The sequence below is a fragment of the Orenia marismortui DSM 5156 genome (assembly GCF_000379025.1).
Classification (GTDB): domain Bacteria; phylum Bacillota; class Halanaerobiia; order Halobacteroidales; family Halobacteroidaceae; genus Orenia; species Orenia marismortui.
Genome location: NZ_KB900623.1, coordinates 220,173 through 241,170, shown reverse-complemented (window position 1 = coordinate 241,170; position 20,998 = coordinate 220,173). Strand labels below are relative to the sequence as shown.

Sequence of the window (20,998 nt, the reverse complement as noted above, 5' to 3'; positions counted from 1 at the left end):
AAGTAGCAAGTAGACTATTTCCATCCCAGAGATAATCTCGCTGTCGACCATCTTCAGTGACACTTACTCTCCTGCCTATAGGGTCATAAGCGTAACTGGCAATCTCAGTACTATTTTTATTTACTACATAAAGTAATCAGGTAATAATTATTACCTGATTACTTTACAAATAAATTCTTCTGGAATCCCTATTACTTCTTCCTAATATCATCTATATAATCATCAAAAGAATCATATACTTTTTTAATCTGAGCTTCTTTTTCTATTAAAACATATTTTCCGATATTTTGTTTTAGATAATCAAAAGCTATAGATTTATATCCTATTTTTCTTAAAATACTTTCAATAAAAGAATCATATTTTATTTTTAAAGAAGTTAAGGAAAAAGTTAAATTTACTTCATAATCATCATGGATACTTACTTCAATAGCATCTTGCAAAATAAAATCTATATCATCTATAAGTAAATTAATATTTGTTTGTAAAAATTCTTTCATTTTTTCTATAGAATTTATATGATTTACTTCCTCAACTCCAATATAAATTTCTTCATTAAAAAGTTTACTTCCACTAAAATTTACAATTTTTAATTTTAAATCCATAGGCAATAATTTAATAAACTCTAAACAACTACAATTGTCAAATGAAAAAATTATATCTTCATTATTTATCTTATTATAAAAGAAAACTTTTTCTTTATTTGATTTCATTTGCACTATCTCCTCTCATAAAAGTAACATAAACAATATAACTAAAATGGTAATTCCCAAGGATTAAGATGAGACGGATTTGAATTTTTAGGAACTGGATTTCCATTTTTATCAAGATAATAATCTCCTTTACCAGTTTTATTAGGATTATGCCTATGATAATGGTCTTTACCCTCCCAACCTGGTTTCCCTGGTTTACCAGGATGGTGTTCTATTTTTTCTCCATCCTTAGATAAATCAGTCATATCAGTATTTTTCTTTTTTTGAGGATGTGTTACATCTTTCCATCCTTCCTCAATTAAATCTTCTGGGGTTTTTCCTTTTCGTTCATCACCCTCACCACTTTTATCCTTATTATAAGTATATATATCCCATGCACCATTAATTATAATCCCACCTGAAATTCCTATAGCAGCAATTTCACCTAAAAAAGTCGGTTCAGCAAAAGCTGCCCCCCATGTCATTGCCAGTCGCTCTAGAGCACTTTGTACGATTGGACATGACATAGAAAATAATCCATAAGGATCATAATAATTAACTGGATTCCCACCAGCATACCCATACCAATTCAATCCATCTCTCACCGGATCCACTCTCGTAAACCTACCGACACTAGCATCATAGTATCTAGCTCTTATGTAAGTCAGTCCTGTAGTATCATGCTCACGACCTATAAAGCCTAGTCTAGTATGGAAGTTACCTGTAGTATTCCTCACCATACCATATGGTGTATAGCTCTGTGTACCCAACACACTTCCATCTATTCCAGTAATACCTGTGATTGAACCTAGGTGATTACTATGCAAATATTGACTCTGCTCACCATAGACTCCTAAGACTTCATCAATTCCTGAGCCTACTGCATAGAGATTCTCCATCGAAGTACCTAGATAAGTAGCAAGTAAACTATTCCCATCCCAGAGATAATCTCGCTGTTGACCATCTTCAGTGACACTTACTCTTCTGCCCATAGGGTCATAGCCATAACTAGCAAGCTCTGTGTTATTCTTAGTTACTTGAGCCAGTCTATCATAAGCATTATAACTATAAGTAAAAGTTTCACTTCCGTCTGTCTTCTGAATTAGTTTTCCTTCTCCATCATATTGATAATTTATACTACCTGCTGATACTAACTGATTTAACTGATTATAGCTATAGCTGGTTGTACCTTGAGCAGTAGTCATTCTAGTACGATTACCCATGGCATCATAACTATAGGATATATTTTCTCCATCAGGATAAGTAACTCCTGTTAAGCGATTCAACTTATCATAATTGTAGTTAGTTCTGCCTGTTGAAGAGACTATACTCTTAATATTAGACACTTCATCATAGTTGTAACTATAATTATTGATTCCATTATTTAATTCTGTCAATCTACCTAAAGCATCATAGTCATAGCTTGCTATCTTGCCATTAGGATAGCTTAACTTCGTTCTTCTACCGATTGCATCATATTCATAGCTGAATTGATCACCATTAGGTGCTGTAATTGCTGTTAGTCGATTCAGTTGATTATAAGCATAAACAAAGCTCTTAGTATTAGGTAGAGTCAGCCCTGTCCGATTGCCTACTGCATCATAGTTATAGCTTAGCTTTCTACCCATCATATCTATTATTTCCTTTACCTGCCCTAAGCTATTATAAGCAAAGGAGATACTATCCATCCCTCGACTGATACTCGCTGTTCTTCCTAAGTTATCATAACTATAGCTTTTACTTAGCTCCCCTGAATAATCGACTTGAGTTAATCTATTAAAGTCATCATAATCATAATCGATTATATCACCATCAGCCTCATTGACTAGATCCAATAATCCCTCCTCATTATAACTGTAAGTCTTCTGATGATTAAGAGGATCTACCTCTTTAATTAACCTTCCTAACTTATCATACTCATAATTATAACTATTATCCTTAGTATCACTAAACTCAATCATATTTCCGACAGCATCATAGCCATACTCTACCTCATTACCTACTGCATCTACTACTTTTATTACTCGATCTAATTCATCGTAATGATAAGTAGTTGTATTTCCTTTAGCATCAGTGATCTGTTTTAGGTTCTCATTGGCATCATAACTATAACTAACCACAGTATTGCCTAAAGCATCAATTATCTTAACTAGATTATCCCAGTCATTATATTGATACTCTGTACTATTTCCTAAAGCATCAGTTACTTTGATTAGATTACCCTTACTATCATATTCATATTTAGTCTCATTTCCTTTGGCATCTCTTACCTTAGTAACTCCATAGTAACCATACTCATAAATAGTTACATTACCCTTAGCATCAGTCTGGCTTGTTAATCTACCTAAGGCATCATATTGATACTCACTTCTATTTCCTAGAGGATCAATGACAGCATCTAAATATCCATATTGATCATACTCAAATTGATAACTCTCTCCATTATTATTTGTCACCTTAATTACCTGACCATATTCATTAGTCTCATAATCACTACTTACCCCTGCTGCTGTCTTAACTTTGCTTATATTCCCATCTTCATCATAGATATACTCTATCTGCTTATCACCAGTTAAATCACTCTGACTTGTCGGTTCACCAAATTTATTATATTCTATACCTATACTTTGCTCTAATGGATTAATAATTTTAACTAAATTTTGATTATCATCATATTGAAATTTAGTTGTAGCACCTTTAGGATTAATAATTGAGCTAACTTTTCCAGCCCCATTATAACTATACTTGATTCTATTATTTAGCGGATCCTCTTTTTTTAATGGGCGTCCTCCATCATCTAACCAGTATTTACTTATACTACCTTTTCTATCTGTCACTTCACGATAATCACCGCTACTATAATTAAATTTAAAATTACCACCATCATAAAACTGTTTTAAAACCCTATCCTGCTCATCATAATGATTTTCTACTCTAGTTACCCTAGCAGGATCGATAATTTTAGTCAATAATCTTGTATCACCCTTATAGGTATATCTAGTTGTTGCTCCATTTGGCTCTACAAACTCTGTTAACCTACCTTGTCTATCATAATTATACCTAAATCTCTGATTACCTGGAATAATTATCCTGCTCACCTTACCTGAACTATTGTAGATAAGACTATAAACTCTACCTACTGTATCATTGATACTAGTTAAGCGACCACTTCCATCATATCTAAATGAAATCTTATTTCCATTTCTATCAGCCTCTTCTTTAATCACACCTTCAGAGCTAAACACTTGATATAATCCTGATTTTTGACGCAAAATATAGCTTCCATTAATTTCTTCCTCTAAACTTCCTTGAAATTCATTTGATAAACAACTATAACTATCTTCGCCTTTTACAAAAGTCAGCCTATCGCTATTGCCTTGACGAATAATAACCTTCTTAGGGATAATAACAATACGAACTTCTCCATTTTCTCCTTCTATTCTATATGATTTTTTGGGGATTTCTATTAATCTAATATTATAAGAGAAATTCCAACCTGGACCAAAGGGGCCATCATAATAATCTACAGCATTATAAGAACGCTGAAAGATCATATTTATACCACGACTAGCCACTTGAAAATCTACAGTATCATAATCAAAGTTCCCAGTATATAAATCAACAGGATCTCCATTTTTACATTCATTATTCTTATCTGTAGCTTTATCTCCTGGTGAAGAAGGTCCTTCATCATCCAGATTAGTACCATTATGCCCCTGATCCCAGGGTTTATTATATGCCTGCCCTATTACAGAAAAGGATAAGAGTAAAACTACCACCATCATCCCTATTAATAACCTACTTTTTCTATTATTCATAACTAAGTTTACCTCTCTTTCTTAATTTTATATCAATACTTATTACTGATTTATTACTCATTACTCCACTTCTTTTTAATAAAAGAGATAAATATAAGCTTTAAAAGTCTCTGATTCTAAACCAGCTTCAGAGATAGGTCTTACCTCCACACTATACAATCCTTCTGCAAGACTTTCTCCCTCATCATTAACTCCATCCCAAGTCAACAAATGATTACTTTGATACTTATCACTAACTAATGATCTAATCTTATTACCACTTTTATCATATATATCTACCTTTAGCTTAGCAGCTTCAGTCAAAGTAATACTAAATTCTGTCTCATTCATTCCAGGTACTGCCTGATAGGGATTATCCTCTGCATTAAAGTAATAAGGACTCACCTTAAAGTCTTTCACATAAGCATTCATTGGCTGTAGAATAATACCTGTCTTTGGAATCGACTCTAAATGAATAGCAAAGACATAAGAATTTTCAGCTGCTACTTCTCCACTATCATTAATCCCATCCCACAGAAGACTTTGATTACCCGCTAAAAGAGGTTCTTTATTTAGAAATGTCCTTACTCTCTCTCCGCTTCTATAATCACCAATATAAAGAGTTACTAAGGCTCTTTCTCCCATATACCATGAAACATCACAGAACTTACTCATGTATGGAGTCAATGAATTAGAAAAATTAATTCCAGGATATGATAGCTTATCAAACTGATCTCTATTATCAACAATATCATTAGAAAAGCCATTATTAGCCTTAATAACTACATAATAAACATCAGGCTCTAATAAATTACCATTATCATCTCTACCATCCCAGCTATCACTATTTAGCCCTGCATTCCTACTCGCTTCTTCAAGCAAACTCCTAACAATACTTCCATCCCTCTTTACTAAATCAATCGAAACATCAGCCGGTCCATCAAGATTATAATCAATTCTTACACTTTCATCCTGATAAGGATTGAAATATCTATCAACACTATCAAAAGAAAGATCAAGATTAACTCTAATTTCAACTTCCATCTTAGCACTATTCCCATTATTATCAGTAATCTTAAGTTCTGGCTGATATAAACCAGAATTTTCATAAGTATATGAAGCATTCAAAGCTTCTTCTTTATCTTCACCACTCCAATCAACCATACCATCACCATCAAAATCCCATTCATATAAAACTACTTCACTGCCATAACTATATATCACACCATCAAAATTAACAGTTAATGGTGCATCCCCCTTGCTTTTATCCACAGATATACCAACACTTAAATCTGTGCTACCTCTATCTTTAACTCTAATCTCTTTAGTCTTAATAAATTCATTACCTAAGCTATCAATCACTTTCAAAGTCGGCTTATAACTTCCAACTTCTTCATAACTATGTGTAAATTCACTTCTATTATCATAAACTCTAATCTGATCTAAATACCAACCATCATAATTACGATAACCATCACTTACTAATCTAAATCTGATACTAACAACCTCTCCCACATAATCCGCTAATAGTACTTCTTCCTTCCCAAAAGATGGTTTACTACCAGTATATTGTTTTAATCTATTCCAACTATTACCTCCATCTTCTGATATCTCTACAAAACAGAAATCATCATAAGACTCAACATTATACCTATGGTAGAATTCTAAAACAGGATCTTCACTTTCACTTAAATCAACCTCATTGATTATCAAACTAGAATCATTATTATCTCCATAATTTCCTGCAGGTGAATCTGTCCAAGAATCAGGCTCTGTATAGTATAAAGAATCACTCTTACCCCAGCTACCTTCAGCTATCCAATTATCATTACTATTCTGATACTCTTCATCAAAAGAAAGAATTTCTTCAAACTTAGAGTAGTCATAGTTTCCATCACCTTCAAAATCAACTACACACTTCTTAATATCATCACTAACCTTTATCTCAAAGTTAACATTCAAAGGTGCCCTACCTTCCAAAGGATAGACAGACCAGTCCACTTCTGCTGGCTTTGCTAATATCTTTAGCTTAAATATTTTAGAAGCACTATTTCCTTGATTATCAAAAACTGTTAACTTAGTTTCATATAGACCTACTTCATCATAGATATGACTGAAAGTATCGGAAACATATGAAGTCCAGTCATAATTACCATCATTCTCAAAATCCCATTTATATGTTGTTATAGTTCCTACTTCACTTTCAGCATTATTATCAAAATAAACTTTCAATGGAGCCCTTCCTACTAAATCAGCTTTCTTTTTGATAGCTTTTTGAACAGTATCTATTGTGATCGGATTTAGTTTCATATAGCGCCAAGAAAGTGCTCGACCAATATCTACATTTCCCCCTGAGATAATTACTCCATTAAACCATTTATTAAATCTATTGTGCCTATGAAGGTCTTCTCCCCAAATATAGTCATGACTAGATTTAAAGGTATTTCTAACAAATTTCAAATCTCCTTCAGTGTAAATTAAATTACCATAATCATAAAAGAAAGGTATTGAACCTAAACTAAAAGTTGTATCAATTGATAAGTTACCTCTAACAAGAAAATTAACATTATTTAATGCTCTAATAGAAAATCTTTTAATATCAACATCACCATTTATTACTAGAAAAACTGGATCATTCTTATCCACTTCCCAATCTAACCTAACTCTTTGATTTAATTCCTGATAATCTACACCTTCAGGTATATCAATGAAGTGTATTCCCCCAGGAATTTTACGATGATAATTAATCCTACCATCTTTTAAGCCTTCTAAGAATTCATCCATGCTAGCTGAATATGTATCTGCATTCTTCTTAAAATAATCAAAATCCAGTTTAGGAAGATCATTATCATCTACATTAACAACTACTTCATCCTCTTTAAAAGGATCTCCCCACTTATTAAGATAAATTAAATCTCCAGTAGAATAAATACATTTATCAAAATCATAGTTATCCCCTGATAATCCTAAGCTACCTTCTTTAGCAAAGATAGATGCTCCGATAGTAATTACCGAATCGCTTTCTTGGGCAGTTGAGACATCCACCACCGAAACCACTCCAATTAACAAAATAAGAACAAGTAAAAAATACTTATCTGCTCTTTTCTTCAATCTAATCCCCCCTATTCTTTTATATTAATCTTTAAACTTCTACTACCTACCTGTCCATTATATGTTGCCAAAACAACCGTTAAATAATGTTCACCTGGATCTAACCCCTTAGTACTCCAAGGAATATTAAAAGGTATATATCCTTCTTCTTCTTCATAAATAAACTTAGCATCTAAAAAGAGAATAACTTCAAATCTATTCTTCATTAATAACCTCTTGAATTCGTTCTTAGCTAGAATTCTAATCAGTAATTTACTATCTTTTTTAATATTATAGTTAGCTTCATTATATTGAGGTAATTCCACACTAAACTGTGGTGTTCTATAGTCTCTTAACTGTAAGTAGTAATATGGAGAAATTTTTACCTTCCTTAATTTCTCTTCTCTCAATACTTTCTTCTTCGTCTTTAAGCTATTAATATATTTAAAATAATTAGACTTATTATTGCCATATGTAATTACACTACTCTCTGGCAAATAAAATCCAATGGTTACTAGTTTTAATCCTGAGAATTCTCTAGCATCTAAAACTCCATCCTTGTCAAAACCTGACCAATAAAGAATATTATGCCCTGCTGGTCGAGGTTTCCAATCTAGCAGAGTATTTATCATTGGACCATTATCTATCCCCACTCTCATTAGTACTCTAGCTGGTCTTTTTAAGTTAAATGTAAAACTTCCCTCTTCTGAATTATAGTCTACATCAGTTACTTCAAATTCTTCTCCTCCCGAAAAAGTAGTAGGATCATATATTGCTTCAGAACCATCATCAAACTTAGCTTTAATATAGAAAAAATAGGCTTCATCTGCTACTACTTGATTATTAATATCTCTGCCATCCCAGCTTACCTTATGCTCACCCTCTTCTTGAAAAACCCCACTAGCTATCTGATTTACCAGATGAAAATCAGCTGTATATACATTAACATAAACCTTCGCTTCTTTTGCTAAATTATAAACTAACTGACATTCTTCACCTGAAGAAGGATTAAAATTGCTTGACTTAACCTGAACTTTAGTAATCATCTCTTCAGCTGCAATTATATGATTAGAATAAATCACAACTAAGAAAATTAATAATAAAAATAATTTTACTCTCTTCACAATCACTCTCCTCCTATCCTATATAAAGTCAAAATTTTCTTCTTAAAGGTAGCTAGATAATTCAAATTTTTAGAAAAGGAATACTTCACATCTGAATTTATAATCGACTTGATTATTTCCTCTTCTTTATTTTTTTGATTATAAACTGTCATCCCATCATAAGAAATAACAAACTTTTTTTCAGTACTATAAGCATGAATATTACGGTTTTCGCTATCAATCCTTAACTTATAAACTTCTTCCTCTAGCGGTAATTGCCATACCTTTCCTTTTCCTCTTTCAAAACAAATAATACTATCACCGTCATATATAAATATTTTATTGTTAATCAGATCAAAAGAATGAAGAATAATTTTCTTATCATAACTATATCGTTCTATTTTATCTAATTTTATATCTATGAAATAAACCCAAGAATCACTAACACCATAAATATATCTTTCATTATCTGGCTTACCTGCTTTTAAAGCCAGCTTATCTTCCTTCCAAATAATATTGCCAGCATCATCATATAAGTAAACTCCCCTAAAATATTCACCTTCTGATACACTTAATATTCGCTCTTCATCAGGAGAGAAGAAATTAGACTCACCACCATATACCTCCCATAATTCTTGGCCTTTATTAACCAACACGACTACTGGTCGATACCCTACTTGCTTTTTCTGAAGATAAGTATAAACAATATTACTTCCTGTAGGAGAAACTTTATAATCGGTTATCTTATTAATATTCCGATTATACCAAAAATAATAACCACCCTTATCACTTCCTACCAGATCAACAACTTTATCCAAAACATCTTTCTTATATAAAAAAACTATAGTTCCATTATTAGCAAGTTTGAAATCTCCCAGATATCCCTCATCCATCTTTTTTTGCCACAATACCTCTATCCCTTTAGCACTTATTTGACAAGGTATTATCAAAATAATTAATATTATTAGAAAAACATTTAAAAATCCTTTCAAACTCTCACCCCCATAAATAATTGCAACTACTATTTGATAATTACTTAAATCTCTTCTTAAATAATCTACTGCCAGTCAGCCTCTCTACAATCTCCTGCTATATCAAGTATCTCCATTTTTTCTGAACTCAAATTATAAATAGCAAGAGATAATTTATTTTCTGCAAAAGTCGTAAAAATAATATAATCTCCACTACCCCACGCTGGGTATTCAATATAATCCCTATGTAAATTAAGCTTTTTAATTTTCTTACCCCTACTATTACTTATATATAAGCCTGAATTACTACCAAAAAGAAGACTTTTTCTTTTAGCTGAAATAGCTGGTCGGTAAAAATAATAATCTTCATCAACAACTACCGGTCTTATACCTTTATTTGAAGAATAATTATAAACTTCTTGGCGAATTTCCCCTTTAACAGTATAAGCCTGTGTGAAATAAAGTCTATTGTTTGCAATAGATGGATGAATCTGTTGCCCTTCCAATTCAAATAAAATACCTTCCTGCTTTGTTTCTAAATCATAATACCCTATGTTACAGCTTTCATCCTCATGATAATAAGAATATAATAACCTATTATTATCATAATCAAAGGTTAAATAACGATATTTCCCAGTATCTGTAATTCTTATTTCTTGCTTATCCTTTATATATATATCACCATTTCTTAAATAAGCTATCTTGCCTTCTTCTAACCAAACTGGATTAACCTCATCCTCTACTGTAGAAGTCACTTGTTCTAATTTGCCACTATTGAATTCATAAATCCAGATATCCCAATTATTATTAAGATTGCGGGAGAAAACAATTTTCCCCATCTGCGCGTAGCTTGCAGAAGTTAAAATAGAACAAATCATAAAAATAGCTAAAGTAATAATTATTTTCTTTATTTTTTTTCACCTCCTAATCCAGCATACAAAGCATCATAAATTATAAAACTCTTGCTTAAAGCCTGATTATAATCTTTTTCAACTTTTGCTAGTCCATATATCACTGCAGACAATCCAGCTGCTTCATCAGTCACTTTCTTATCCCATTTATTTATCTCAATATCCCAAATAATTTTACTTATCCTCTGCAAAACTGGATCCTTTAACTCAAATCTATTCATAGCCACCTCAAAAGCAGGTTGATTATGCTTCCGTTGAATTTTGGAATAAGGTGTATCTAAAGAAATCCCCTCCTTAACAATAGTTCCCTTCTTAACAAATTTAAATTTAGCCTCAGGATTAACAAACCTCTTAATTAACCAAGCAACACCACATTGGTCAGGCTCTAATCCTTCCCACAATACATATTGATTAGAATTCTTAGCCATTACAACTGAATTCAAATTTAACACTATTAAAAAAATTACTAAGAACAAAAATAAATAACGTGAAATTCTCTCCACCTCCATGATTTGTTTAATATTTTCTCAGTTAATATTCAAGTAATTTATAATTAATTATCTAATCTATAGATTCGATCTACTTCGATTAAATCTTCAGGATCATGAGAAACAAATATAGTAGTTATTTCTTCTTCTTTTACAATCTCATAAAATAGATCTCTTGTCTTCCATCTCAATTCCCGGTCAAGACTATTAAAAGGTTCATCACATAATAGAATCAATGGTTTCATTATTAAAGCCCGTCCAAAAGATACCCTCTGTCTCTCACCTCCTGATAATTGTTCAGGATATCTCTTAGCTAAGTTACTCAAATCAAGATAGTCTAACATCTCTTTAACCTTTTGAGATTGAACATCTTTATCTAAATTAGAGATTCCATAGCATAAGTGCTGTTCTACTGTCAGATGAGGCCAAAGTGCTAAATTCTGAAATACCATTCCCATTTCTCTTTTATTGGGTGGAACAATTTTATCATTACTAGAAATTAACTTACTTTCCAAATAAATTTGACCACCATCTGGTCTTTCTAGCCCAGCAATTAGCCTCAATAACGTACTTTTACCACAGCCTGAAGGCCCCATAATCCCTAGAATTTCTCCCCTTTTCACCTTTAAATTAAAATCACGTAAGATCTCTACACCATCAAATTTCTTATTAATCATATTCAAAGTTAAAATAAATTTTTCTATATTTTGCTGATTATCTTTCAAATTATCTCCTCATTTCTGTAAACTTAAAAATGAATTTATAAATTAAGTAAAATATTAAAGTTACAAACATCAGTAAAATAATCTGCAACAATACAAGTCCATTAACAATTTCACTACTTCCATAATGTAATAATGACAGAATTCTAATTGATATTGTCTCTGCTCCAGGCGGATAGAGTAAGATTGATAATTCTGCTTCTCCTTGACAGAAGAAAAAAGTAATTATCCAACCTAATAACAAACCAGGCATTACAAGAGGAAGAAATATTCTTAATTTAGTTTCTAAATAACTCTTTCCTGTCATCAATGAAGCTTCTTCTAGTTCTTTAGGAATAGAATTAACTACTGGTATCATGAGAATAAAGATTAAAGGTAAAAATCGAATCATATAACCCAAATAAAGCAATATTCCCTGGGAATATAAATAGTCTAAACCTCTTCTGTTCAAAAGAAAAAGTAATATAATTCCTATAAATACCGGGGGTAAAATTAAAAATTTAATTAAATAATTTAAAATCATCTTTAGATTATATCTAAGATAAATATAAGCCAAAAAAATAGCAATTATCACAATTATAAATGCTGCCAGAAAAGTAAACCATAAACTAAAAACAATCTGCTCCTTAGCTAATACAATAGCATCCCAAATATTAAATATAGATTCAATTTTAAGTATCAATCCAAAAATCGGTATAACTAAAGTTAACAAGAAGAAAATACCCCAACAGATAGACCCTAATATTCCCAAAAACAGATTATCTTCCTTTAAATTATTTTTATAACTAAAACTTAGGTTTTTAAAAGTACGGACTAAAGACTTTCTAATAAATAAGAATATAACAAAACAAAATATAAAAATTGCTGTCGTCTTAACTACAGCATTATAATAGTTATAAAAAGCACCAAATTCAGCATAAAGTTCTGTGCTAAAAGTACTTACTCCCAAAATTGATGGTATACTATAATTGTTAATAACTAAAATAAATACCAATAAACTACTACTTATAGCAATAGGAAATATCTGTGGTAGCCAAATCTTTCTTAAATATCCTTTATATCCTCCCATCAATAAAGCAGCTTCTTTGATTTCAGAGTTATTATTATATAAAGTATTACTTATTGCAATGATTACTAAAGGTAAATAATATAATGTGAATAAAAATAAACACCCTCCAAAACTATAAATATCAAATTTCAGTAACTTGAACAATCCCATATCTCCAATCCAGCTAATCCAAGCAGTAGGTAAAAAATATGTTGGTAAAACAAACGGTAAATAATAAACTCTTCTATAAAATTTATTAGCTAAAAAATTAACCTCATTAAGAAAAAAAGTTAGGATTATTCCTACAATAAAGGTTACACTTGAAGTAAATAAAGCCATTAAAAATGTTCTCATATAAATAGTAATTACTCGTTCATCACTCATAATATTTAATAAATCATGACCAAAATTTATTAATTTTTCATCAAAAAAGATGTATGCAAGAGAAAAAAAGCTACTTAAAATAGTAGCTTTTTTATAAAATGATTTGCCTATCATTGATGGAACAACTCCTGTAAAAATCGACTTGATTGCTCTAGCTTATTTCCTATAGCCTCAAAATCAACTGGCATAGCTTTAATATCATCTATAGATAAAGTGCCTTCACTTTCTATTCCTTGATGTAGCGGTATTTGCATAGAAGGACCTTTAGCTAATTTAAGTTCTACCTCAGGGCTTAATAAATAATCCATTAACTTTCTAGCATTTGCTGGGTTAGGACCATTTTTAATCATAGCCACTGTATTAGGCATTACAAAAGTTCCTCTTTGACCCTCTTCTTGATTTAAAAAGACCATTTTAATAGGAAGGCCATTTTCAATACCAGAGTTAGCATCATCTGTATCTGTAAAGCCAATTGGATATTCTCCAGCTCCTACCTTATCTCTAACTACAGAATTACCATCTACTAATACAACTCCATTTTCTTTTAATTTTCGAGCATAGCTTTTGGTTTTTTCTGCTCCTAAACTACTAAAAAAAGCAGCAAACTCTGTTGCTGTACTTCCAAATAAGGGATCAGCCATAACAACTTTCCCCTTCCATTTAGGATCCAATATTTCTTGGTGGGTTGTAGGTACTTCACTCTCATCAATAAGATTAGTATTATAAATTAAAACCCTTGATCTAGTAGCAAAACCTGTCCAATACCCAGCTTTATCTTTAAAATATTCTGGTATAGACTTAGCATTGTCTGATTGATATGGGGTCAAAATCCCTTTATTCTTTAAAACAATGGTTCGACCTACCTCTGAGTTCCAGAAGACATCTGCTTGAGGATTATTTTTTTCAGCTATTAATCTATTAACTAAGCCTACAGTTTTAGTAGCTTCAGTATCATAGACTGCTTTTACTTTGATACCTGTTTTTTCTTCAAATTCTTTTATAATTGGCTCTGAATAAATTTGATCCAATGAAGTATAAATAACAACCTCATTACTATTTTGATTATTACTTACTGGATTATTACTACAACCGATCATAGAAAACGTCAAAATGAATAAAATTGCTAAAGTTAAATAGTGCTTAAAATTCATCATATTTATCACTCCTTTAAGTATTATTAATGATGTTTGTTATAAGCTAGCAAATTAATAATTCTAAATCAAGTATCCACCTCTCTTCAACAATTATAAAATACATATAATTACATATTATAGTATATTATTCATTCGAAATATACTAATTAGATTTTACTAGAATTTTAAGTAAAATTCAACCTTATAAATAAATAAAAAGATATAATGTTAATAATTTCTACAAAATCTCTCTTTTTGTCATTTATTAAGACTAATTTCGACATCAATAAAAATATATTTTAAATATTTTCTATCCTAATAACTCCAAAAAACACAAAAACCCCCTAATACTTAGAACTAATATCTAAGCATTAGGGGATATTATTATATTATTCGATTATTATTTCAATCTTTCTGCTACTACATCATTTGCAATTAAATCTTCATAACTTTGTGGCTTAACAGCCCAATCAATACTATTTTCACTTAATAACAAGACACCTGGTCTAGTAATTCCATTATAATTACTACTCATAGAATATCCATAAGCACCTGTACAAGAAATTAATAATAAATCTCCTGCTTCTGCTTGAGGCAATTGAATATCTCTAATTAAGATATCTCCTGATTCACAACATTTACCAGTGATTGTTACTAACTCTTCCTCTGCTTGATCTGCCTTATTTACCAAAATTGCTTCGTACTCTGCTTCATATAAAGCAGGTCTGATATTATCAGTCATTCCTCCATCTACAGCTACATATTTACGAATTCCTGGAATTTCTTTGATAGAACCTACTGTATACAAAGTAGAACCTGCTGTCGCAATAATTGAACGGCCTGGTTCATTAATCACTTTAGGTAATGGAATATCCAACTCTTCACACTTAGCCGTAATAGATTCTGCTACAATCTTAGCATACTCTTCAATATCTGGCTTCTCTTCAGCATCAGTATAAGGAATTCCAATTCCTCCACCTAAATTCAACTCTTCTAAAATAACTCCTGCTTCTTCTTTAACATCCTCTACAAACTCTAACATTACATCTACAGCCTTAGCAAAGGATTCTAGCTTGAAGATTTGTGAACCTATGTGACAGTGAATTCCTTTTAGATTTATGTTCTCTAACTCTTTTGCTTCTTTTATAGCTTCTAAAGCTAAACCATTTTGAATACCTAAACCAAATTTAGAATCGGTTTGACCAGTTTGAATATAACTGTGAGTATGGGCTTCAATTCCTGGTGTTACTCTAATTAGAATATCAGCTATCATATCTTTTTTCCCAGCCATCTGATTTAACATATCTAATTCATATCTATTATCTACTACAAAAGCATTAATTTCTGCCTCTAAAGCCATATCCAGCTCTTCTAAAGTCTTATTATTTCCATGGAAATAAATCTTATCAGCTGGAACATTGGCCTTTAAAGCTGTATATAGTTCTCCACCAGATACAACATCTAATCCTAATCCTTCTTGATCTATAATTCTTGCCATAGCTAAACTTAAAAATGCCTTACTAGCATAAAGAGTCATAGAATTAGGATAAAATTTCTCAAAAGCTTCCCTATAAGCACGACAATTAGTTCTAATCTCTTCCTCATCTAAAATATATAATGGACTTCCATACTCCTCTGCTATATCAACTAGATTATGGCCTGCAATCTCTAATTGACCTTGTTCATTAATCCCCATATTTCCTTGTAATTTCATCTTAATTTCTCCCCTCTCACTACTCTTATTTTATAATTTATTCATCTAAAATATTATAAAAAAACGGTTATGAGTCCACCCCATAACCGTTTTAAGATTTTATCCGGATATAAGATAGCTCTTCACTACAATCTAGTGACAGTACTATGAATATTAATCATAGTCCCAATCTTAAAGCTTGTGCTAACTCTAAGATTTCGGCAATAACCCCTTTCACTTTACTTCTTTGTTTACACGAACTCTGTAAAGCTATTATTAATTATTGCTCCTCTATCATTTTATTATTTATTTGAAACTAGAATAACATAATTATTAATAATTGTCAATGGTTTTTGAGAATTAATCTCAAAACTAAAAATTGCCTTAATAATCGATCTGATTCTCTTCGAAGGCTTTATTATTTTGTCCATAATAATTAGTTCCCCATACACCTAATAATATCATCATCCCTCCTAGAAGATGGAACCAATAGAAAGGCTCATTTCTCAATAAGACCCCTGCAATTACAGAAATTACTGTAGTAAGATTAGCAAATACCGCTGAACGAGAAGCCTCCATCTTAGCTAGTGTAAAGTTAACTAAAAAGAAAGCAATTACTGATGATACTATCCCCAAATAAAATATAGCAAATAATATATTCAAATTAGCTAGGGGAGCAAAATAATTATTAATATTATTATCTCTAATATGAGAAAATAATGAAATCACATTAAAGATTATTGCTCCCATCATCATCATAATATAAGTTATCTCTACAGGTTTAAACTGCAAGGATGATTTCCTAGATATTATATTAAAGAAGGAAGCTGAAAATACTGCTCCAAGTAACAGAAATATTCCTAGTAGATTACCATTAACCTCTGTATTCCCCTTCATAGTAACAATAAAAATAACTCCAGCTACTGAAATAATAACAAATAGAAGCTGATTTCTATTAGGAATCTCTTTTAAGAAGATTGAAGCCAAAATAGTTACTACTACTGGAATTAGAGCTATCATCATTCCAGCTTCTGAAGAAGTAGTCAATTCTAAGCCAAGAGTTTCACAGATAAAATATGCTACTGGCTGGCAAAACCCCAATAAAATTAATAACCCCCATCGTTTTCCTTTAAAGTCTATTTTGATTATTCTTAGTAACTTTAGTATAGTTAATAATACTGCTGCAAAGCTAAATCTTAAAGCTAATAAATGAAATACATCTAAAGAATCCAAAGCTTGTTTAGTAAATAAAAAAGAAAACCCAAAGATAAATGATGTTCCAAGACCTGCCAAAATAGGCAGGTAACTATTCTTTTCTCCCATCTGTTTGCACCTTACTTTCTAGAAATTATACGTTATTATATTATTAAACTAAAGGTCGAGTAACAACTTGACCCTACTCTTTATTCCTAATTACTAACTTCTTACTACTCACTCATCACTCGTTACTACTTTTAACCCTTCATAGCTACTAAAGCTATCTCTACCTTTACATCTTTAGGCAATCGACTTACCTCTACACAAGCTCTAGCAGGTTCTTCTCGCTTAAAATAATCACCATAAATTTCATTGATTTGTTCAAAATCATCCATATCAGAGATGAACACTTCTACTTTCATTACATCTTCAAAATCATATCCAGCCTCCAATAAAATAGCCTTTAAGTTCTCCATAATCTGTCTAGTTTGAATCCCCACATTAGCAGTAATTACTTCTCCACTTTCTGGATCAATAGCAATTTGACCTGAAACAAATAATGTACCATTTAGCTCAGTTGCTTGAGAATAAGCTCCTAAAGCCTGTGGTGCTTTATCAGTATTAATAATCCTTTTTGCCATTGCTTAATCCCTCCACTTATTTTATTATAGATTTCTATTAAAACATTGTAAATATAAAGAAACAGTAACAAATGACGAGTAACAGGTGATAAATTAAGTTGTTTACCTAGATCATAAAACCTATATTTCCCCCTTAAACTATCGCAATTAGACAACAATTGATTGATCAGATTTAGAGGTCAAGTCTTATTAACGCTTCGCTACAATTACTCTCTTCAAAGTCTAATTCAAAATAAAAAATTAATATATGTAGGGAATGGTCGCGACCATTCCCTACATATATTAATTCTTATAAGGATGGTCACCTGTATTATAATTAAATAATCTAAGAAATGTGCTGTTTTATAGTGCTTTATTGCAATAAATTTTTTAAGGATTGATGCCTACTAAGATCCTCTTATCTCTTATCTCTTATCTCTTATCTCCTATCCCCTATCTCCTGAACTGTATCAGTATCTATCTATTATATTAAAACATAATTAGATCTAAATAACAATAAGAAAAAAGAAAGCATTAGCTGCTTTCTGTTAAATCTATATCTTGTAATAAAAATTATAATTAAGTTAAATTTTTTTTAGTCTATAACCATTCCATTTAAATAAATTTCAACAATATCTTCTCTAATTTTATTTGTTAAAAAATCTTCTTCAAACATCATACAACGTATAATAGTTATATCAATCATCCCAATTAAAGCAGTAGCTGCATTAAGCGCATTTACTTCTTTAAATTTACCCTGTTCTATCCCTTCTTCAATAATATCTTTAATAAATCCAGTGTAAAGCGACATCATCTCTTGAATAGCATTCTTAAATTTACTTTTATATCCCCAAACTTCTCGGATTAAAAATTTATTTGCTCCATGAATAGCACAAAAGTTCAAATGTGCATCTATTACTTTCTCTATTTTTTGAATAGGATCATCTAATTTAATTATATCAGCCTTAACCTTTTCAAATATTATATTAAACCTAAACTCAATCAAAGAAAAAATTAGATCTTCTTTATTTTCAAAATAACGATATAAAGTTCCTTTTCCTATACCTGCTGCTTTCACAATCTCTTGCATCGTTGTAGAAGTTGTACCCTTTTTAGCAAACTTCTCTATCGCAGCCTCAAATATCTTCTCTTTTTTGGGATGCATTATATCAACTCCTTAACTTTTAATTATAATTAACAAAAATTATTAAACAATCAGTTTTTTTATATTATAAATAAACTACTACTAATTAAATTATAAAAGAAATTAAGATAATTTAAAAGTTATAATTTAAATTAGCCCTAATAATAGACTCCTCATTATTCTGATCATAAGATAGATAACAATCCAACCTAAAGGGTTTCAGTCCCAATAAATAAAAATCTCCATTAAAACCAACCCCATAAGCTAGAGAGGATTCTTTATCATTTAAATAATCTGTGAATAAATAAGCGCCAATATCTTTAATATCAATAATTTTTGTCAATTTTATGCTTTTAACAAACTGATGGGTATAAGCATAATCTAAAGAAAATTGAAACCTACTAAAATCATCTGGAGTAGATCCTCGATAAATCAGAGGAGATTCTATAAGCTCACTATTATTAAATACTACTTTCGGTTTTAAAAGCCAAGAATCGCTTAATTTAGAAACTGTCTTCTTAGAAATTAAAATTTTAGGAACTTTACCAGCTTCATCAAAGAATAAATCAATTTCTCCTTCTAAATCTAATCTATTAAAACCTAGCTCATACTTAGCATCTGCAAAAACATAACTATTATTATTAATACTTCCTACCCCTGCACTCCAAAAATAATTATCCTCATAATATCTAATCCCTATCTCTCCATCATCAGTCTCATTAGACTCAATTCTGGTCTTAGCTATAAGATCAGTGTTTTGAGTTAACTTCTTCCACCTAAGTTCTGCTTCTAAATCATTAGTAACATTATTAGTTGCTAGAAATTTAAAATCAACCTTATCTTTTTCAAACTCAAAGCCATATTGGGGAATATTTAAATAACTTCTTAACAAATCTTGTTTAAAGAAAGAATAGTCTTGCCCATAATGAAGAACTGGATTAAATATAATAGAAGAAACTAAAATTCTATCATATTTTATATCATTAAACTCTTGATCTAAAGCTAACTTCTTTCTAGCTACTCTTTTTCTCAAAGGAATTCTTTTAGATTTTAAGGCCACTTTTAGTTTTGAAATCTGATCTTTAGTGCTTTGATATCCAATTTCAATTAATTCACCAGCACTACTAAAATCAAAAAAAGAGTAACCACTAATATCAGCTTCAACTATTATATCTGAATAATTGTTAAGTATTCTCTTATTATTCTTCTCTGAGACTATATCTACATATCGATTAATTATCTTATTTGGAGTTTCATAACTATCATGACTTTTATCAGCTGTATACGTAGTAGCAATCACAAAATCTGCCCCTAAAGCTTTAGCTGCCTTAGCAGGGGAATTTTCTAAAATACCAGGATCAGCAAAATATTTATCCTCCATCTGATAAAGTGGAAAGAAATGAGGAATAGCATAGGAAGCTTGTACTACTTTGGATATTCTATCGGTAGTAATTATATACTTATGCCCACTATCTACTTCTAAAGTTAATAAGGCTGTAGGTATAGGAAATTTTTCTAACCTCTTATAAGGTGCTATATTCTCAAGAAACTTATTAACTTTAGCAGTCTCAAAAAAAGAGTCATTATCTATAAAATTCATTTCCAATAAATTAGTAAAGGGAGCTTCTGTTACTATCTCTTCAATCTGCTCAATAGAAATTCCACTACCATACATAGTTCCAATAATCGATCCCATACTAGTTCCTACAATTAAATCTATTGGAATATCTTCCTCCTCTAAAGCTTTAATCACACCTATATTAAAAAAAGCTTTAGCCCCTCCACCTGTCAATGCGACTGCAACTTTTGGACGGGAAGATGATTTAAAGCGCTGATAATCTTCTACTAAATATATTTCCTCATCTTTGACCACTCTAGTCAAATTACTATCTGCATTTATATTTGCCAAAACATAAGTTGAATTAAGAGAAACTAATAATAAAACAGTTAAATATATTCTAAACTTCTTTGACATAATAACATCACCCCCATGTTAGAAAAGAGACCT

At 30.9% G+C, this 20,998-nt stretch carries 15 protein-coding genes and 1 riboswitch; all 15 genes read right to left on the bottom strand.

The window, feature by feature from the left end; all coding sequences use genetic code 11:
- Positions 1–191: 191 nt before the first annotated feature.
- Entirely contained in the window at positions 192–710 is a 519-nt protein-coding gene (locus OREMA_RS0114825; RefSeq protein WP_018250033.1) for a hypothetical protein, read from the bottom strand.
- 41 nt (positions 711–751) lie between these two features.
- Positions 752–4,507, bottom strand: coding sequence for an RHS repeat-associated core domain-containing protein (locus tag OREMA_RS0114820; RefSeq protein WP_018250032.1), 3,756 nt, complete (start codon positions 4,505–4,507; stop codon positions 752–754).
- A 75-nt stretch (positions 4,508–4,582) separates the two neighbouring features.
- A complete protein-coding gene (locus OREMA_RS0114815) occupies positions 4,583–7,597 on the bottom strand; it encodes a FlgD immunoglobulin-like domain containing protein (protein WP_018250031.1) in 3,015 nt (1,004 codons plus the stop codon).
- Positions 7,598–7,608: 11 nt separating this feature from the next.
- Positions 7,609–8,700 (bottom strand): flagellar hook assembly protein FlgD, encoded by a 1,092-nt coding sequence (locus tag OREMA_RS0114810; RefSeq protein WP_018250030.1) that lies wholly within the window; start codon positions 8,698–8,700, stop codon positions 7,609–7,611.
- Between the two features lie 2 nt (positions 8,701–8,702).
- Entirely contained in the window at positions 8,703–9,671 is a 969-nt protein-coding gene (locus OREMA_RS0114805; RefSeq protein WP_018250029.1) for a hypothetical protein, read from the bottom strand.
- Positions 9,672–9,736: 65 nt separating this feature from the next.
- The gene (locus OREMA_RS0114800) at positions 9,737–10,489 is read right to left on the bottom strand and encodes a TolB-like translocation protein (RefSeq protein WP_018250028.1); all 753 of its coding nucleotides are present in this window, start codon (positions 10,487–10,489) and stop codon (positions 9,737–9,739) included.
- Between the two features lie 68 nt (positions 10,490–10,557).
- Positions 10,558–11,004, bottom strand: a complete 447-nt coding sequence (locus OREMA_RS0114795) for a chromate resistance protein ChrB domain-containing protein (protein ID WP_166667941.1) — start codon at positions 11,002–11,004, stop codon at positions 10,558–10,560.
- A 110-nt stretch (positions 11,005–11,114) separates the two neighbouring features.
- The gene (locus OREMA_RS0114790) at positions 11,115–11,774 is read right to left on the bottom strand and encodes an ABC transporter ATP-binding protein (protein WP_018250026.1); all 660 of its coding nucleotides are present in this window, start codon (positions 11,772–11,774) and stop codon (positions 11,115–11,117) included.
- A 1-nt stretch (position 11,775) separates the two neighbouring features.
- On the bottom strand, positions 11,776–13,317 hold the full coding sequence (locus OREMA_RS0114785) for an ABC transporter permease (protein WP_018250025.1): 1,542 nt from the start codon (positions 13,315–13,317) through the stop codon (positions 11,776–11,778).
- Positions 13,314–14,357 carry an extracellular solute-binding protein gene (locus OREMA_RS0114780; protein WP_018250024.1) on the bottom strand — a complete coding sequence of 348 codons (1,044 nt, stop codon included), beginning with the start codon at positions 14,355–14,357 and terminating at the stop codon, positions 13,314–13,316. Before OREMA_RS0114780 ends, OREMA_RS0114785 begins: the two co-directional genes overlap by 4 nt.
- A gap of 379 nt (positions 14,358–14,736) precedes the next feature.
- Entirely contained in the window at positions 14,737–16,050 is a 1,314-nt protein-coding gene (gene lysA, locus OREMA_RS0114775) for a diaminopimelate decarboxylase (protein ID WP_018250023.1), read from the bottom strand.
- 107 nt (positions 16,051–16,157) lie between these two features.
- A riboswitch (Lysine riboswitch) is annotated at positions 16,158–16,331 on the bottom strand.
- An 82-nt stretch (positions 16,332–16,413) separates the two neighbouring features.
- A complete protein-coding gene (locus OREMA_RS0114770) occupies positions 16,414–17,352 on the bottom strand; it encodes a DMT family transporter (RefSeq protein WP_018250022.1) in 939 nt (312 codons plus the stop codon).
- A gap of 131 nt (positions 17,353–17,483) precedes the next feature.
- Positions 17,484–17,867, bottom strand: coding sequence for a RidA family protein (locus OREMA_RS0114765; protein WP_018250021.1), 384 nt, complete (start codon positions 17,865–17,867; stop codon positions 17,484–17,486).
- 574 nt (positions 17,868–18,441) lie between these two features.
- Positions 18,442–19,011 (bottom strand): TetR/AcrR family transcriptional regulator, encoded by a 570-nt coding sequence (locus OREMA_RS0114760; RefSeq protein WP_018250020.1) that lies wholly within the window; start codon positions 19,009–19,011, stop codon positions 18,442–18,444.
- A 112-nt stretch (positions 19,012–19,123) separates the two neighbouring features.
- On the bottom strand, positions 19,124–20,965 hold the full coding sequence (locus tag OREMA_RS0114755; protein WP_018250019.1) for a patatin-like phospholipase family protein: 1,842 nt from the start codon (positions 20,963–20,965) through the stop codon (positions 19,124–19,126).
- Positions 20,966–20,998 lie beyond the last annotated feature (33 nt).

What these genes read in the sequence shown, in the direction of transcription:
- OREMA_RS0114800 (WP_018250028.1), bottom strand. Translation starts at nt 10,489, where the DNA reads ATGGGGAAAATTGTTTTCTCCCGCAATCTTAATAATAATTGGGATATC.
- OREMA_RS0114825 (WP_018250033.1), bottom strand. Translation starts at nt 710, where the DNA reads ATGAAATCAAATAAAGAAAAAGTTTTCTTTTATAATAAGATAAATAAT.
- OREMA_RS0114765 (WP_018250021.1), bottom strand. Translation starts at nt 17,867, where the DNA reads ATGGCAAAAAGGATTATTAATACTGATAAAGCACCACAGGCTTTAGGA.
- OREMA_RS0114760 (WP_018250020.1), bottom strand. Translation starts at nt 19,011, where the DNA reads ATGCATCCCAAAAAAGAGAAGATATTTGAGGCTGCGATAGAGAAGTTT.
- OREMA_RS0114755 (WP_018250019.1), bottom strand. Translation starts at nt 20,965, where the DNA reads ATGTCAAAGAAGTTTAGAATATATTTAACTGTTTTATTATTAGTTTCT.
- lysA (WP_018250023.1), bottom strand. Translation starts at nt 16,050, where the DNA reads ATGAAATTACAAGGAAATATGGGGATTAATGAACAAGGTCAATTAGAG.
- OREMA_RS0114780 (WP_018250024.1), bottom strand. Translation starts at nt 14,357, where the DNA reads ATGATGAATTTTAAGCACTATTTAACTTTAGCAATTTTATTCATTTTG.
- OREMA_RS0114820 (WP_018250032.1), bottom strand. Translation starts at nt 4,507, where the DNA reads ATGAATAATAGAAAAAGTAGGTTATTAATAGGGATGATGGTGGTAGTT.
- OREMA_RS0114785 (WP_018250025.1), bottom strand. Translation starts at nt 13,317, where the DNA reads ATGATAGGCAAATCATTTTATAAAAAAGCTACTATTTTAAGTAGCTTT.
- OREMA_RS0114770 (WP_018250022.1), bottom strand. Translation starts at nt 17,352, where the DNA reads ATGGGAGAAAAGAATAGTTACCTGCCTATTTTGGCAGGTCTTGGAACA.